This is a genomic window from Xenorhabdus miraniensis, from assembly GCF_002632615.1.
Genome location: NZ_NITZ01000012.1, coordinates 109,938 through 126,698 on the forward strand (window position 1 = coordinate 109,938; position 16,761 = coordinate 126,698).

14 protein-coding genes are annotated in these 16,761 nt (G+C 37.7%); 7 read left to right on the forward strand and 7 right to left on the reverse strand.

Annotated elements, in window-relative coordinates:
* Positions 1 to 163 precede the first annotated feature (163 nt).
* The 7 genes from Xmir_RS12745 to Xmir_RS12775 all read left to right on the forward strand — a co-directional run bounded on the left by Xmir_RS12745 (position 164) and on the right by Xmir_RS12775 (position 8,589).
* The gene (locus Xmir_RS12745) at positions 164 to 2,269 is read left to right on the forward strand and encodes a peptidase domain-containing ABC transporter (protein ID WP_099114613.1); all 2,106 of its coding nucleotides are present in this window, start codon (positions 164 to 166) and stop codon (positions 2,267 to 2,269) included.
* Complete coding sequence (locus Xmir_RS12750; RefSeq protein ID WP_099114614.1) at positions 2,262 to 3,617, forward strand: HlyD family type I secretion periplasmic adaptor subunit; 1,356 nt, start codon at positions 2,262 to 2,264, stop codon at positions 3,615 to 3,617. Before Xmir_RS12745 ends, Xmir_RS12750 begins: the two co-directional genes overlap by 8 nt.
* Before the next feature lie 2 nt (positions 3,618 to 3,619).
* Positions 3,620 to 5,761, forward strand: a complete 2,142-nt coding sequence (locus tag Xmir_RS12755; protein WP_099114615.1) for a type I secretion system permease/ATPase — start codon at positions 3,620 to 3,622, stop codon at positions 5,759 to 5,761.
* A gap of 143 nt (positions 5,762 to 5,904) precedes the next feature.
* The gene (locus Xmir_RS12760) at positions 5,905 to 6,915 is read left to right on the forward strand and encodes a GlxA family transcriptional regulator (RefSeq protein ID WP_099114616.1); all 1,011 of its coding nucleotides are present in this window, start codon (positions 5,905 to 5,907) and stop codon (positions 6,913 to 6,915) included.
* A 144-nt stretch (positions 6,916 to 7,059) separates the two neighbouring features.
* Positions 7,060 to 7,299 carry a transposase gene (locus Xmir_RS12765; protein WP_099114617.1) on the forward strand — a complete coding sequence of 80 codons (240 nt, stop codon included), beginning with the start codon at positions 7,060 to 7,062 and terminating at the stop codon, positions 7,297 to 7,299.
* Positions 7,300 to 7,585: 286 nt separating this feature from the next.
* Positions 7,586 to 8,059, forward strand: a complete 474-nt coding sequence (locus Xmir_RS12770) for a helix-turn-helix domain-containing protein (protein WP_099114618.1) — start codon at positions 7,586 to 7,588, stop codon at positions 8,057 to 8,059.
* Positions 8,060 to 8,097: 38 nt separating this feature from the next.
* Positions 8,098 to 8,589, forward strand: coding sequence for an IS630 family transposase (locus Xmir_RS12775; protein ID WP_244170928.1), 492 nt, complete (start codon positions 8,098 to 8,100; stop codon positions 8,587 to 8,589).
* 24 nt (positions 8,590 to 8,613) lie between these two features.
* On the opposite strand, the gene Xmir_RS12780 is transcribed toward Xmir_RS12775, so the two are convergent.
* The 7 genes from Xmir_RS12780 to Xmir_RS12810 form a co-directional block, all read right to left on the reverse strand.
* A complete protein-coding gene (locus tag Xmir_RS12780) occupies positions 8,614 to 9,672 on the reverse strand; it encodes a UDP-N-acetylglucosamine 4,6-dehydratase family protein (protein ID WP_099114620.1) in 1,059 nt (352 codons plus the stop codon).
* 329 nt (positions 9,673 to 10,001) lie between these two features.
* Positions 10,002 to 10,685: a PIG-L deacetylase family protein gene (locus tag Xmir_RS12785; RefSeq protein ID WP_099114621.1), complete on the reverse strand. Its 684-nt coding sequence runs from the start codon at positions 10,683 to 10,685 to the stop codon at positions 10,002 to 10,004.
* A 48-nt stretch (positions 10,686 to 10,733) separates the two neighbouring features.
* A complete protein-coding gene (locus tag Xmir_RS12790; RefSeq protein ID WP_099114622.1) occupies positions 10,734 to 11,888 on the reverse strand; it encodes a DegT/DnrJ/EryC1/StrS family aminotransferase in 1,155 nt (384 codons plus the stop codon).
* Between the two features lie 582 nt (positions 11,889 to 12,470).
* A complete protein-coding gene (locus Xmir_RS12795) occupies positions 12,471 to 13,346 on the reverse strand; it encodes a hypothetical protein (RefSeq protein ID WP_099114623.1) in 876 nt (291 codons plus the stop codon).
* A gap of 10 nt (positions 13,347 to 13,356) precedes the next feature.
* Positions 13,357 to 14,385: a glycosyltransferase gene (locus Xmir_RS12800; RefSeq protein ID WP_099114624.1), complete on the reverse strand. Its 1,029-nt coding sequence runs from the start codon at positions 14,383 to 14,385 to the stop codon at positions 13,357 to 13,359.
* A 16-nt stretch (positions 14,386 to 14,401) separates the two neighbouring features.
* Entirely contained in the window at positions 14,402 to 15,316 is a 915-nt protein-coding gene (locus Xmir_RS12805) for a glycosyltransferase (protein WP_099114625.1), read from the reverse strand.
* Positions 15,317 to 15,462: 146 nt separating this feature from the next.
* Positions 15,463 to 16,431, reverse strand: coding sequence for an IS30 family transposase (locus tag Xmir_RS12810; RefSeq protein ID WP_099114626.1), 969 nt, complete (start codon positions 16,429 to 16,431; stop codon positions 15,463 to 15,465).
* Positions 16,432 to 16,761: the final 330 nt, after the last annotated feature.

The following is a 16,761-nucleotide window of genomic DNA, read 5'->3' on the forward strand; positions in this document are numbered from 1 at the left end:
CTACATTTTGTCCCAATTACCAACACTCATATCTCCCTTGATAACAGATAATATCTTTGATCGGATTTATTAAAATTATTTCACCAATAAATACCGCATTGTTTTTCAGGTTATCTCCTCGTTTTAGGGTTTAATTTTTTATTAAAAATATAGATCTACTTTGATGAATGAAATAGAAAAAAAAACAATATCATTAATTAAATTAATAATAATGATATCTAATAGGAATCATCCTGCCGCATTAAATAAAAACTTAAGCGATAATGATGATTACAGCTCTGCTTTGAGTAAATTACAAAAAGAATGTAATATTAAAATTAAGAATAAATATTCTATAAATAAGAAGTTAGAAGCCATTCCTTTACCCGCCGTTTTATTCGAAAACGACGGGCAACCTTTCGTTTTGGCAAAATATGATGAACAACGGGTATTGATTCAAAGGCCTCATCAGGAAGTATCTGAGATCTTAGATAAAGCAGAATTTATCAGTCTATGGAGCGGTAAGTGGTTAAAAATAAAACAAAAAAATAGTCAGTTTAATATTCGTTGGTTTATTCCTGAGTTTGTCAGGCAAAAGAAAAACCTGACGGAGATACTGCTGTTCTCTTTCGTTTTGCAAATTCTGGCACTTATCTCACCTCTGGTCGTGCAGGTTGTCATGGATAAGGTTCTTGTCCATCAGGCATTTTCCACGCTGGATGTGCTGATTTTCGGGCTGGTGACCGCCGGATTGATTGAAGTGATCCTGCGGGGGCTACGTGAATATCAATATGCCCACACTGCCAACCGGATTGACATCAAACTCGGGCTGAAACTGGTTAAGCACCTGTTCGGCCTGCCCTTGCTGTTTTTCAAATCCCGTCAGGTGGGCATGATTGTAACGCGGGTGCGGGAACTGGAAACAGTGAGGGAGTTTTTAACCGGCTCCATGTTCACACTGTGTATTGATGTCTTGTTCATGTTCGTATTTATTTACGTCATGAGCCTGCTGTCCGGTATGCTGACGCTCATTTTTCTGCTCACCATTCCCTGTTATGCCTTACTTGCATGGTGGGTTACCCCAAAAATTGAACAAGCAGTGGAAAAACAGTTTACTCATGCCGCCATCAATACCTCTTTCTTGACTGAAACAGTCGCGGGTGCCGAGACACTGAAAAGTCTGGCTGCTGAGCCTCGCTTTATTCGCCGTTGGGACAGCCAGACCGAAAAAATGGTCAGCACCAGTTATGATGTACAACAGTGGGACAATCGTTCCGGTCATCTGGTGATGTTGTTACAGAAGGTAACCAGTGCGGTTATTATTTGGCTTGGCGCTTCAGAAGTGCTTTCACTGCACATGACGATTGGTCAACTGATTGCTTTCAATATGATGGTGAGCCATACCCAACAACCTCTGTCTAAGTTGGTGCAGCTCTGGGGGCAATTTATCCGTTCACGTATCGCCATTGAGAAGCTGGGTGATATGCTGAATCTGCCAACAGAACAGCAATCAGGCAACCAACACGTTACATTGCAGGGTGCGATCTCATTTTCCGATATTGTTTTTCGCTATCAACCCGATCTCTCCCCAACCATCCATCATTTCACGCTGGATATCCGGGCGGGCGAAACCGTCGGCGTCGTCGGCACTTCCGGCTCTGGGAAAAGCACCCTTGCGCGTTTGCTGCTGCGGCTTTATACCCCGGAAAGCGGGGTCATCACGCTGGATGGCATTCCCTTGCAAAACCTCAATATTGAATCCATCAGGCAACAAGTCGGTATCGTGCTGCAAGAAAACTTCCTGTTCAACAAAACAGTGTATGAAAATTTGTCCCAATCATGCCCTGATGCGCCATTATCCACCGTGATTGAAGCAGCAAAGTTAGCAGGCGCACACGATTTTATTCTCAAGCTGCCGATGGGATATGACACGGTAATCGCAGAAGGAGGGCAATCCTTATCAGGTGGACAACGGCAACGCTTAGCCATTGCCAGAACCTTGCTGTCCGATCCCAAGATCCTGATCCTTGATGAAGCCACCAGCGCGTTGGATGACGAATCACAAGCCATCATTCAATCCAACATGGCATCCATAGCTCAGGGCAGAACTGTCATCACTATCGCACACCGACTCTCCACAGTGCGCCAATGTGACCGGATTATTGTGTTACACCAGGGCCAAATTACTGAACAAGGTAGTCATGAACAACTTCTGCAACAGGGCAAGCACTATCGAAAACTCTGGCAGTTACAACAAGAACTAAAACAGGAGGAGACTGCCCATGTTTAAGGCTATCTTGCACAAAGGGATCAAACGGTTCCGTACTCCCACTCCCCACTATGACTTTTTGCCAACACATCTGGCACTGTCACAACGCCCCCCCTCTCCGTTCGCACGTTATACGGCGATTACCCTGAGCGTTGGTGTGTTGGCCGCCTTACTGTGGGCTTATCTGGGGAAACTGGATGTACAGGCAACGGCAACCGGCCGCCTGATTGCTTCTGGCCGGTCACAGGTCATTCAGGCTTATGAACAGAGCCGCCTGATTGCCATCCATATTACAAATGGGCAACACGTTGAGAAAGGTGCACCACTGCTGACGCTCAATACACTTGGTGTGAATCAAGATATTGCCCGTTTGCTCGAACAGCGCGACTACCTGATTGAAGAAGAAATCCGCTATCAAGCTTTGTTGACGAAGTGTGATCCCAAATCCCTGCCTGCTTTCCAGCAACAGCCCGCAGGAAAACAGGAAAAAATCCTGACGCATTATCATCACGAAAAGCAGGAGTTCGATTCAATCGTAACCAACATCTACGCAGAAATGGAAGTCAACCTCACTTCCCAAAAAGCGCGGAATAGCGATATACGGTCATTGAGCAATCTACGCGAAAATATCAGCCAGCGTTTGCAGGCTCGAAAGACATTGAGCCAAAAGCAGGTCATCAGCAAAGTGGAATATCTGGAACAAGAAAAGGAATTTCTGGAAACAGAAAGGCTGATCGCTCAGCAAAAATCAGAACTCGGTATTCTCCAGACGCAATACAAGAGCCTGGAGGAACGGTTAAAAAGCACCAAAGTGCAAAAAGAGCGGGAATGGTTTGAGAAAAGAAAACAGGCTGAAATTCAATTAGCTAGCTTGAAGCAAGAACTGTCTAAAATGTATGAACGGGAAGAACTTGAGATTGTGCGCTCTCCTGTGACGGGAACTGTCCAGCAGTTGAGTGTCCATACTCTTGGCGCTGTTTTACAGTCAGCACAAAGTTTGATGGTGATTGTGCCCGATGAGCATGTACAACTTGCTGAAATTCAGATCCTGAACAAAGATGTGGGTTTCGTTCGTCCGGGTCAGCACGTCACGGTCAAAGTCGATGCTTTCCCTTATACCCGCTACGGTACAATCGAAGGCGAATTACTCAGTATTTCACGGGATTCCACAACCGATGAGCGTCTTGGCCTGGTTTTTCCGGCACAAATCAGCCTTAAGCAAAACAATATCATGGTGGATGGAAAACCCGTCGAAATCACGGCAGGCATGTCTATTGTTGCTGAAATCAAGACGGATCAGCGACGAGTGATTGATTATCTGCTCAGCCCAATTCAAGAGTATCAATCAGAAGCCTTGAGGGAAAAATAATCATGATTGACGATTATGCTCTGAATTGTATTGTCTATTTAGGGAAACAGTTCCATAAGGTCGCTTCTGTCGAACAATTGCACCATGCACTGGGGCTAGATTCCCTGACACTGACAGATTCACAACTACGTGAAGCGGCTGATGCCATTGGATTGCACAGTAAATTTGATCGCCTGACACCGGATAGCGTCAGTACATTACCTTTGCCTGCATTAATTGAAATCGATCAGCGCTGGTGGGTACTGTCAGAAATTCACCCTGATGCGTTTACTCTGTTCGACCCGACCAGCGGGAAATGCGAAGTGCGTGCGTGGGTTCAGCCTGCGCACGATGAGAAAGCGAAATCCGATAAGTGCAGCGCTAACCAATATGCTAACCAATATAAAGTGCTATTGGTGGCAGATAAAACACTGACTAAACAACAGGTTAAATTTGGACTGAGCTGGTTTTATCCTTCCATTTTCAGGCAAAAAAATCAGTTACGGGATATTTTCCTGTTTGCCATTGTGTTGCAGCTTTTTGCGCTGGCGGCACCCTTGTTGTTTGAAAATGTCATCGACAAAGTGCTGGTTGGACGGAGTATTGCCAGCCTGCATGTCCTCGGCATGGCGATGCTCGCGCTGGCATTGGCTGAACCACTGTATGGCTTCCTGCGTAATACCGTGTTTGGGCATATGGCCAGCCAGATCAACGCCGAACTTTCCGGCAGGCTCTATCGCCATCTTGTGGGATTGCCCCTGCCTTATTTCAAGCAACGCCAAACAGGGCAAATTATCGCCAGAGTGAGGGAAATGGCGCATATCCGGCAGTTTTTGACCGGCTCTACCCTTATGTTGCTGCTCGACCTGATTTTCATCATTCTGTTTCTGGGCGTCATGTTCCACTATTCTGCCCTGCTGACATGGATCGTTATCAGTTCGCTGGTACTTTATTTCCTGCTTTGGGTCGCCGTCGGGCCAATCATTCGACGCAAAGTAGAAAAAGAGTATGAAGCCGATGCCAATGCCACGAGTTTCCTGACAGAAGCTGTCACGGGTATCGAAACCATCAAAACGACCGCAACCGAAAAACGTTTTTTGTACCAGTGGCAAAAGGTATTGAGTCAGCAGTTGATCCAACGCTTTACGGCTCAGAAAAGCGGGCTGGCAGCAGGACAAGGGATCGCCCTTATCCAGAAAGTTGTTGCCGCCTTATTGTTGTGGTGGGGAGTCCGTGCCGTGCTTGATGGCAATTTATCTCCCGGTGAATTAATTGCTTTTAATATGCTGGCAGGCCACGTTACCCAGCCGATCTTACGATTGGCCCAAGTCTGGCAGGATTTTCAGCATACCCTGATCGCCCTGCGTCGGGTTGGCGATATTCTGGATGAACCCATGGAAAACAGTAAACAGGGGCTGGCATCGGCACCTGAGCTGGCAGGCCAGATTGAGTTCAGGAATATACGCTTTCGCTATCATGCAGATACGCCAGAAGTACTGGCAAATTTGTCGCTGGGGATTAAGGCAGGAGAGTTTATCGGCATTACAGGGCCGTCAGGCTCTGGCAAAAGCACGCTGACCCGACTGTTGCAGCGCCTGTATGTACCACAACACGGACAGGTTTTGGTGGATGGCATGGATTTAGCTATCGCCGACCCTGTATCACTGCGCCGTAATATGAGTGTGGTTTTGCAAGAGAGCATTCTGTTTTCCGGCAGCATTGCCGATAACATTCGCTTGTGCAAACCCAATGCCAGTGATGAAGAAGTTTGTCAGGCAGCAAACCTGGCGGGTGCCACTGATTTCATCAATGCGTTCCCACAAAAATTCGCTCATCCTGTCGGTGAAAAAGGGAGCAATCTTTCTGGCGGACAACGGCAGCGTATCGCGTTAGCGAGAGCGTTGTTGAATGATCCCAGGATCCTGATCCTTGATGAAGCCACTTCCGCACTGGATTATGAATCTGAAGCGGCCATTATGAGCAATATGGATGAAATATGCCGCAACCGAACGGTGATTAGTATCGCCCATCGGCTGAATACTATTCGCCATGCCAATAAAATTTTCGTTTTAGATCAAGGGAAAATCGTTGAATCAGGTTCACATGATGCTCTCGTGCAGCAAAACAGCTTATATGCCCAACTCTGGCATCAACAAACCAAGTGATTATGGTGATTTTTTATGACGCTTTTTACGACGACAAAAAAAGAAAATTCATTGAAGACATGAAGCTTATTTCGCCTTAGAATTAATTTCATAACGAAATTAACATAGCATTACAAAATGTTCTTAAGGAAGAGAATATAACTATGAAACAAGTCTCTATTACAGCTTTGGTTTTTTCTCATACATCAGTCACATCGGTTGCCATGCCGATTGAAATTCTCACCATTGCCGCCAACGCCATTGGCGGCCCAATTCCTCATGTCAATATTATTTCGCCAACCCATCAAGGCATGATCGGTCAGGGAATGACCAATCATACAAATGGCCTGTTTGGGGATTCTGCGCCTACTGCCCACGATATTCTCCACAATACCTTCCACAATACTCTTCAAGACGACCAGAAACCCGATATTATTCTGGTCGGCTCACTGGGCTTTCCTGAATGGGAACCACGACACTGTTCGAGGGAAATCATTGAGTGGCTTAAGGCGATGGATGAAAAACACATTCCTATTGTTTCAATCTGCTCTGGCACCTTTATACTTGCCAAAGCAGGATTATTAAACACAGGCGCAGCAATCCATCCTCATTTTTCCACTGAATTCAAAAAAATATTCCCCCATATCCCCTTTTATACCGACGAAAAGATCATCAGTGACAATCACCGTTTTTGCATTTCCAGCGCCTATGGGTGCGGAAGCGCTATGCTGAATATTGTTGAATTGATCTACGGGCAATATGCCAGAGAACGATGCGCGAAATTCCTGCTGGGTGAAAATGACAATAAAAATTCGTCTGATTCCGCCAGTTTTGCCGCTTATCGCCAACATGCCGATTCGCTGATCCACAAACTACAAGATTGGATGCATGCTTTCCCCTCTGAAATTTTATCCGTTGCCGATTTAGCCAATAAAATTCATCTTTGTGAACGCCAAATGAAACGTCGTTTTAAAATCGCCACAGGGAAAACACCGATTCAATATATTCAACAGATCCGTCTGTCACAGGCTAAACATTGGCTGGAAAAATCACAGAAAACTATCGAAGAAATCAGCCATGAAGTGGGTTATGAGGATACCCGTTATTTCAGAGAGTTATTTAAACGTTGCAATGGATTAACACCAAAAGAGTACCGCCAAAAATATCATCATTGATGGGCATTTTTTGCACTCTGTAAATAATCAGCAACACTAATAAATGACTCGTTTTATTATCATATCCTCATGAATAGCGGTATAGTAATTACGGACACCTCACAAGTCTGTAATATTTTATTAACGTAAAAGTGAGGTATCAGCATGAAACTGAAATCATCCAGACACCAATATTCTACTAAATTTAAACTTGAAGCCATTCAGCAAGTGCTTCTTCATCAGCAAAGGATTGTGGATGTAGCTCGTTTATTGGATATCGATACCTGCATTTGGGGGAAATGGGTTCATCAATATAAAAACATGAACCGGTTAATCCGCATCTATGGGGTGAAGCAAGATCATCGCTTGCAATCTCATTGTGATGATTTTCGATTAAGCAATTAAGCCGGGAGCAGATATATTAAAACGGCAAAGTCCCTCGGTAATCACACTAATACATTTTAATGAGGGTAACAACAATCCTGACAGAGGGGGGTTAATAACTATCTTAGGCGAACTGATTTCTTATTATCTTAAAAAAATAAACCGCCACTGAATATTATTTATCCAGAAATGAATATTTTAGTAACGGCTGAATCAGGACTCAGGTTAGTTAATAAGTTAATTAGATAAATTATCTGCATTATTGCTATAATCAATAACACGATAACCAGATTTTTCGCCTGTTTTTATGAAATCGCAGATAACACTTTCTGAGCCTGAACGAATTACATTGCAACAACTTGCTTTGAATCACCCACACCGGGACATCCGTACGCGAGGAACGGGGTTGCTCATGCTTGCCAGAGGAGGCAAACCGCCTCAGATCGCCGCTGAGATAGGATGCAGTGTCCGGGTTATCTACAATTGGGTTCACACATGGCACAATTCAGGGATAGCAGGATTATTAGGGGGTCATGCAGGAGGCCGGTATCTTGCCATGACACCTGAAATGATTGCCACTGCGGTCGACGCTGCCAGCGCAGAGTCCTTGACGCTAGCCAGGATAGCGCAGAGGGTTGAGGAAAAGCACGGCCCGCTGCCATGCACACTGGAAACACTGGCGAAGACCCTGAAAAAGCAGGGGCTCACCTATAAACGAACCCGCCTGTCGCTTAAAAAAAGCGCAACGAAACGGAGTTTGCTAAAAAATCCGCCTTACTGAATAAAATTAAGAGCGGGGCACGATTAGGCCATTACCGACTGATCTATTTTGATGAGGTCGGTTTTGCCGCGTCTCCTCCCGTGCAATATGGCTGGAGCCCACGGGGTAAACCCCATGAGACTGAGCCTCAAGACCATGACAGACGGTCAGTTCTGGGGGCGTTAAATGACACGGACAACACGCTGTTTTACCAGACAACATCAGGCAGTATCACACGAGCTGATGTGATTGATTTCTTAGAGCAGGCAGCCAAACAAGGGGGCAACCGCCTGACATTTTTAGTGTTGGATAATGCGCGTATCCACCATGGGATCGAGGAGAAAATCAGAAATCGCTGGTTACGAGAACACAACATGCTGTTACTTTATCTTCCTGCCTACAGCCCAGAGCTGAATCTGATTGAAATCGTTTGGAAACAAGCCAAATATCACTGGCGACGTTTTATCACCTGGACTCAGGAGACAATGGAGTATGAGCTAAATACTCTGTTGGAAGGTTATGGCGATCAATTTGCAATTAATTTTTCTTAATCACTTAATGCTTGAAGCACATAATTATTTATAGTTAGATACAATCCTTTTAAGAGCATATTTCACTTCCTCATATTTTGGTTTTTTTTTAATTAAATCTTCTAATTTCGAAATAGTACTATTCAATTTTATCAATGGAATAGAAGGAGATTTTGCAATATATATTTTTTCATATTTAGTAGTAAAGAATTCCTCTTCTTTATTCAATATCTCCTCATAAAGTTTTTCACCAGGCCTGATTCCTGTATAAATAATCTCCATTTTATCAATTGGCTGTATACCAGATAATTTAATCAAGTCTTTAACTAAATCTACTATCTTAATAGGCTTTCCCATATCGAGAAAAAACAAATTCCCACTCTGAACTAAAGCACCCGCTTGAATAACTAATTGAACAGCTTCGGGGATAGTCATAAAAAAACGAACCATTTCAGGATGTGTTACTGTAATAGGTCCTCCTCTCTCTATTTGTTTTTTAAAAATAGATATCACACTGCCTCTACTTCCCAAAACATTACCAAATCTTACAGAAGCAAACTTAGTTGTACTGATAGAGCTATAGCCTTGAATAATCATTTCTGCAATTCTTTTCGTAACTCCCATTATGCTTGTTGGATTAACTGCTTTATCAGTTGATATCAATACAAAGCGCTCTGCTTTATATGAATGTGCAGCGTGAATTACATTTCTTGAACCTAACACATTATTTTTTACTGCCTCCAGAGGATTAAACTCCATTAATGGAACATGTTTATGGGCAGCAGCATGAAAAACAATATTAGGTTTGTATGTATAAAAAATGTGATCCACTCTTTCTTTGTCTTGAATATTAGCAATAATTGGTATTAATTCTACTTCTGATACTATATCTTTTAATTCAGACATTATTTCAAAAATACTATTTTCACCATGCCCTAATAATAAAATAACTTGAGGTGAAAAATTTAAAATTTGCCTACATAATTCTGAACCAATAGAGCCGCCTGCTCCTGTGACAAGAACAGTTTTACTCTTAAGATAATATGATGTTTTATTTATGTCTAAATTTACACATTTTCTGCCTAATAATTTTTTTATGTCCATATTGTTATTTTCGAATATTGATTATTTTTTATTAATTAATTTATTCACTTTATAAAATAAAAATTTAATTATTATTTAGATTATATAGTCAATGTTTTTCATGAAAAATAGTTTGCACTTTCGGTGAAAAATTCTATTACTTTATCGTGTTTTTTCAGATTTGAAATAATCCGTTATTTTTCCGTGTTGTTTATTCTGGTACGGCGAAATACATTATCTCCTTCTTATGCGTTGGGTAAATTTTTTCCAGTAATATGTACTTTTGGCTGGCTCTCATAAATGGGCTAATGATCTAATACTTTTCTAGTTCTGTCAGTCGCATATACCTATTACAATGGAACTGAACCATTACGATAAACAAATCTGACAGTCATAAAAGCTTCTGCGGCAGGCAAACACATTTGATTACCCCAAGAATAAGCCCTATTTTTTAATGCTTCTAGAGATCTCGGATGTGGATAATCACGAATTTCTGAAATATAACAAGCTATAGCTTGAAGTTTTATTTCTAAAGTTGATGTAATATCCACCCATGTATCAGGAATAAATGTCCTAGGGTAAGCCCATTCAGTACTACTCGCAGTATCGAAGGTGAAAACTGATTTTATATATTTCTCTACAGGTCTTACAGCAACCAATGTAGCCTTAAATAAAATTTCGTGATCATAATTTATATCACCACCATATTGACAATAAATTATTGTAGGACGTATTTCTTTAATTATTTCTTCTAATGGGCGAACAATTTCAATAAGATTAAATTGATCTAATCGTTGATCCGGAAAATTCAAATTTCGAATATCTGTTACTCCTAATTTCTTAGCCGCATTCTGAGAACACAACGTCATGTTAATATTTTGGTTTGCATAACGTAGTGATTCTCCTTCACAAAATATTACACTTGTTACTGGGATACCCATTTTACGATATAAAGCAACTGTTCCCCCACACCCTAAAATTTCATCATCAGGGTGTGCTGCTATAACAAGAATTTTTTCATTTAATGAATTCATATAAAATATCTCAAATGAATTTAATTATAATAAGTGAATTTTTAAAATTCACTTAGATAATATATCTCTGATAGATTCGATAATTCGACATTGATCTTCATTATTCATTTTTGTATATAGTGGTAAGCTCACTACTCTATTATATACTTTAGTAGCATTAGGATAGTCCATAGATGATAATTTATACTTTTCTCTCCAATAAATATGTAGATGTAAGGGAATGAAATGGACACTACATCCAATTCCTCTTTTTACCATTTCATCTATGAAATGTTCTCGTGTTATATCCAGATCATGATTCAATTGAATTACATATAGGTGCCAAGAATGCATATCTCCATCTAATCCAAGCGGAGGAAGGATAATAGGAGACTCTTTCAATTCATTATTATAATGTTCAGCTATTTTCTGACGTTTTTTTTGAAAAAAAAATAGTTTTTTCAATTGAGAAATTCCAATTGATGCTTGTATATCAGGCATATTATATTTATAGCCTGGAGCAACAATTTCGTAAAACCAATTTGCTTTATTTGAAGTATATCGATCAAATACATCTCGGTTAATACCATGCAACCTCATAATCCGACAACGCCTAGCAATATCTTTATTTTTAGTAAGAATCATTCCTCCTTCACCTGTTGTCATAGTTTTAGTAGCATAAAAACTAAATACAGTGGCGTCGCTTGGTAGAGAACCTATCCACTGCCCTTTATATGTTGCTGGTAAACTATGGGCTGCATCTTCCACAATCTTTAAGTTATATTTGAGAGCTATTTTAAATATAGAATCCATATCACAAGTTGTTCCTGAAAAATGAACAGGAATAATTGCTTTTGTTTTTTCTGTGATTTTTTCTTCAATAAGAGTTGTATCTATCATTAATGTAGAAGGATTTATATCTACGAATACAGGATCTGCTCCCAAATATCTGATTACTTCCGCAGTTGCTGTGAAAGTATATGTAGTCGTAATGACTTCATCACCTGGTGAAATTCCTATTGCTTCTAAAGCAAGATGTAAACCAGCGGTTGCTGAATTAACAGCAATTGCTTCTAGATCTTCTCCAAATGTCTGAGCAAATACATGCTCAAAAAATTTTGTTTTAGAACCAGTTGTTAGCCAACCATTTCGTAAACAATCAATCACTTCGTTAATTTCTTCTTCTCCAATATCTGGAATATAAAAAGGTAAAAAATCATTCATTTTTTATTACTCATAATAAGAAAAATTATTTTTCTAATGTTAGAAAATCATTTTATATAATAATCGAAATTCAATTATATAAAAATAAGGGATTTTACTAAATGAGATTTAAATTTATCTTTAGACATCTGTTAAAATAGTTAATTTCTACTTTGTACTAAGGATGTTAAATCGTCACTCAGATTCTTTTAGGTGCAAGTAAAATGAACCTTAGCAATACACATTAAATTTGTGTAGATGACACTTAGCCTGAATCCCAAATCCCTTGATATCATTGGTGTAATTTCGGTGATTTTTCTAATCAACAAACTCGATATTGTGATTGATCCAATAATGCTTAAAATCACGCACATCAATTAAATTACTTTTAATAATAGTGAGACAATTCTTTGGGTTGATTGAGGTCTGATCGAGTTATCCATAGTTATTGGTAGACTTCACCTAAGTCCTTACTCAACAGTGGTATGCTACTAATCCTTATGGTACAAGATATAACGCAAGGTGTCCTACTATTTCGAAATTTTATTTAGGTAGGTTATTCAATAAGGTTACAGAGAAATATTTATTTCGCATTATAATTACTCATACAATAAATTTGTATGAATCAAGATATTTTATCTCTTTATCAAAAATAGATTCTAGTGCATAAATAAGTTCACTATCGCTATTCTTAAATTGCAATCCAAATTTAATGATGTTTTTCTGCACTATATTCCATCCAGTTAAAATTTCGTTTCCATTATATTTGATTATTTCACTTCTAAAATGCCGCTCTCTTACCATAGAGATCCCTCTAATACAACCATAAAATTTTCTAAATATATACATATCTTTTAAAATTAGTTTGTTGGATTTGTTGGATTTCATAGATGAAATCAATTCATTAGCGCTATTAAAGACATAACTATACTCTTCTATATAATTCTTTTCTAACAAAAATGGTGTCACTATTGAGTTGTTTTTTTTATTCACATGCCTATATAAGTAAAAGCCATGGATATTGAATTTTTCTCTTACATAAAAATCTGAAATAAATTTAATGACAGTTATATTATCATATGGATCCCATATTAAAAACTTATTTGTTTCAATTCTTTTTGATATAACATATTTTGTATGATTTTCTTTCTGATAATAATCATGTTCACTTTTGAAAAAATACGCATTAGATTCCAAAATAAAGATTTCATTTAGTGGGATTTTATTTAAATCCTTTAAATAATACACTCTTTTTTCTATATAGAAAAATTCTTTCAAAAAAACAAAAAATATATGTGGTTCAACAGTCCCAGAAAAAATATGAGTTGGAAAATGATAAGAAATATTAAAATTAAATGAATGAAGTTTATCTGCGTTTATATCATTATACTCCATAAAATAAGTTAATGCATTAAAAAAACAATCATATGGACCTAAATGTTCAAAATAATTACCTATAGAATCAAGATGCTTACTCATTTATTACCCTTTACTTATTATTTAATCCTACTAAATTAGTATATATCTGTTCATATTTTTTTCCCATTATAGTGTGATCGAATGTTAATCCTCTTTTTTTAGAGTTATCTCCCATTTTCAAGCGTAGTGTACTATCTTCAATAAGAAGCTGGCAAAAATCCCTAGCTTCATTATATCCTGTACACAAAAAACCAGTTTCCCCATGAATAATTTGTTCAGAATTTCCGCCTTTGTTTTCAGCAATAACAGGAATACCTGCAACCATTGCCTCAGAAATTACATTAGCAAATCCTTCAAAACTATCATCAGGAGTAATGTATAAAAATATATCACATATAGAAAGCATTTCTTTTATTTTTTCTCCTGGCCATATTTTTATTTTATCTTGTGCATTGTTTTTTATTATTTCAATCCTCAAATTTTCTATAATTCTTGTATCCCCATCACCAGCTATAATAAATCTTGCCTTTAAATTAAAATCCAATAATTTTTTTATATAGTTTTCAGGAATTTTATTTTTATAGATAGTACTATGACGTCCAATAATAATTTCTGTATTTTTTTTCTTATTTAAAATAAATTCTCCAACATCAATATAACTTTTTATTACAACTCTTTTTTTATCATCTATATGCTTTTGAAAGCAATTAATAAAATCACTTCCTACGATGTATATATCAGCCTGAATATCTTCAACTGGAGTTGGATCTTGTACTGTTACAATTACACCACAGCTATGAGGAATTCTATTTTTAGGTATCATCTTAAATCCAGGCCACCAATGATAATGGATAATATCAGGAGCCTCTTCTCTAATAATTTTTAGAATATTTTTTTTTCCATAATCAATAAATGAAGCATGCAATTTATTTAGTTCATATTCATACTGATTCAAAGTGCTGACTACGACATGTTCAAAGTATATAGGCGTAGAGGAAATTATATTAGTTAAAGCTCTTTGCCCCCCCCCAATCTTCATGTGTTGTATTAAATGTATTATTTTTACTTTATTATGTAATAGCTTACTATTTTCATTCATTACAAAAACTACCTTTTTATCTAATCATTTTATAATAAGTTTTTTTAGAACTTTTAACTTCAGTTCTAAAACCATTTCTTAAAGACTCACATAGCTCTTCCAAACTAATTTTTCCGAATGTAAATTCTTTATAAACGATGGGAGCAACTGTTGTATGTTTTCTCATAAAATAATCAAAGTTTTTATTAATATCTCTTAATCTATTACTTCCGACTGGATGTTCTAAATGATAAACAATAGCATCTTTTCTGTATTTGTAACAAATTCCATATAAATATAAACGATATCCTAACTCAACATCTTCTACTCCCCATCCTATGAATTTTTCATCAAAACTCCCAACCTTTACCAGATCACTTTTTCTCACGGAAACATTTCGAGCTACAAAGCAAATCCATCTAGCATGATGGTAATTTTGATATTCTACATCAAACAATTTTAATGTTATTTTTCCATAGAAATCCCTACGAGTTTTTTTCAATAACTCATCCATATCACCATGTAGAGCCTTAGCTAGAGAAGATTTAAAGGAATCATGCATCAAATTAGAACAATATAAATTATAACGATCACCAACAACAACTAAATTCTTTTCTTTAAGGTGTTCAAAAATATGTGCACTAACGAATGTAGGGTTTAATATCACATCATCGTCTGTTAAGATTATAATTTCACCACTCGCTGCATCAATGCCTATATTTCTAGCAACAGAAATCCCTTGATGTTTTATTTTAATATACTTAATTTTTAGATAAAAAGAATATTTTTCTATTATCATTTCTAAATCAATATCAGATCCGTCATCAATTATAACAACTTCAAATAAAAAATTATTAACATATTGATTTAATAGGGAATTTAATGTTATTTCTAAACGATCTGGTTTATTTCTAGTAATAATTAAAACACTTGCATGATATTTATCGGTCATATAACCTCTTTTTAAAATAGCTCATAATATATTTAAAGATTTTTATTTTTGTAGTAATAAAAATTCTTACAAAGGATATATAATTAAATCTGCACAAATGCGAGAGTAGAAATATAACTTGCATTCACATAATAAGTGCAACACCGTTATAAACGAAGTAAACGAGTGGGGATGCCTTTAAATAACTCATTCGGTGTTTTGTAATCTCGTGTCTTCCGAGGACGTTTATTTAATCGATTAGCGACGAGATTTATCTCCTGCTCTGATACCTTATTAAAATCAGTCCCTTTTGGGAAGTAATCTCTGATTAATCCATTGGTGTTCTCATTTATTCCTCTTTCCCAAGGTGAATAAGGGTGGGCAAAATAAATCTTTGCCTCTAAATTTTTACTGATAAGTTCGTGCTCGGCAAATTCCAATCCGTTATCAACAGTGATGGTTTTAATCTTTTGTTTTATATGCGCTAAATTCCTTGTTACCGCTTTTGCAACCCCTTCCGCTGTTTTATCTTCAAGTTTAATCATGAGAGTAAATAGCGATTTTCGTTCAACTAATGTTAATAATGCACTTTTATGATCTTTTCCAACGATAGTATCCCCTTCCCAATCACCAATACGCTGTTTTTTATCAACAATTTTGGGACGATTATCAATACTGATTCTATTTTTTATTTTTCCTCTGCGCTCATAACTTCCATAGCGTTTTCGATACGATTTTTTAGCAATCCTGAGATGCTGCCATAAATCACCACCATTAATTTTATCCTTATAAATCAATCTATAAACCGTTTCATGATGTAAAGATATTATCTTTTCCCTTTTGAGATAACCAACGGTTTGTTCAGGGCTTAAATCTTGCCAGGTTAATTGCTTAATCAGTTTTGTTATCTCGGGTGTTACTTTGACTGCTTTTACCGCAGTATGGCGACGTTCTGATGCTTTAAGCTGGGCTTGTTTAGGGCAGTATTTCTGTGCTTCCCGGTTTCTTTTCAATTCACGACTAATTGTTGATGGGGCTCGATTAAGCGATGTTGCAATAAAACGTTGTGTAACACCGGCTTCTTTTAAACTGAAAATCTGATATCTTTCTATTTCGGTCAGTTGCATATAGGCCATAGTGCATTTTCCTTTGGCGAGAAAGATGCCTACTATAGCAACTGACCGCCTTTCTTAGAAATTGCACTTATTAGGCGAATCCAAGTAATTTAATTATCATTATCGCTAAGTAATAATTCCAATTTCCCCTTTTCAGTTTATTTTTTGTATGAGTGTGACACTGTTGTAGTTTTTTATCAGATGTCGGAATAATGGCATACTCTCAATTTCACTATTCAGGTTATGCGTGAATCATCTTTTTTAAAAACTATACGTGTGTCTGCCATGCATTTGCTACTTTCTTTTCATGCAATGTCGTTCAGCGGAAATGGTACTACAATGTAGTAGGCA

Excerpts from the sequence above, each read along its gene's own strand:
- Xmir_RS12770 (WP_099114618.1), top strand. The coding sequence starts at position 7,586 with ATGAAATCGCAGATAACACTTTCTGAGCCTGAACGAATTACATTGCAA.
- Xmir_RS12780 (WP_099114620.1), bottom strand. The coding sequence starts at position 9,672 with ATGGACATAAAAAAATTATTAGGCAGAAAATGTGTAAATTTAGACATA.
- Xmir_RS12765 (WP_099114617.1), top strand. The coding sequence starts at position 7,060 with ATGAAACTGAAATCATCCAGACACCAATATTCTACTAAATTTAAACTT.
- Xmir_RS12750 (WP_099114614.1), top strand. The coding sequence starts at position 2,262 with ATGTTTAAGGCTATCTTGCACAAAGGGATCAAACGGTTCCGTACTCCC.
- Xmir_RS12805 (WP_099114625.1), bottom strand. The coding sequence starts at position 15,316 with ATGACCGATAAATATCATGCAAGTGTTTTAATTATTACTAGAAATAAA.
- Xmir_RS12795 (WP_099114623.1), bottom strand. The coding sequence starts at position 13,346 with ATGAGTAAGCATCTTGATTCTATAGGTAATTATTTTGAACATTTAGGT.
- Xmir_RS12785 (WP_099114621.1), bottom strand. The coding sequence starts at position 10,685 with ATGAATTCATTAAATGAAAAAATTCTTGTTATAGCAGCACACCCTGAT.
- Xmir_RS12760 (WP_099114616.1), top strand. The coding sequence starts at position 5,905 with ATGAAACAAGTCTCTATTACAGCTTTGGTTTTTTCTCATACATCAGTC.
- Xmir_RS12745 (WP_099114613.1), top strand. The coding sequence starts at position 164 with ATGAATGAAATAGAAAAAAAAACAATATCATTAATTAAATTAATAATA.
- Xmir_RS12810 (WP_099114626.1), bottom strand. The coding sequence starts at position 16,431 with ATGGCCTATATGCAACTGACCGAAATAGAAAGATATCAGATTTTCAGT.
- Xmir_RS12790 (WP_099114622.1), bottom strand. The coding sequence starts at position 11,888 with ATGAATGATTTTTTACCTTTTTATATTCCAGATATTGGAGAAGAAGAA.
- Xmir_RS12755 (WP_099114615.1), top strand. The coding sequence starts at position 3,620 with ATGATTGACGATTATGCTCTGAATTGTATTGTCTATTTAGGGAAACAG.
- Xmir_RS12800 (WP_099114624.1), bottom strand. The coding sequence starts at position 14,385 with ATGAATGAAAATAGTAAGCTATTACATAATAAAGTAAAAATAATACAT.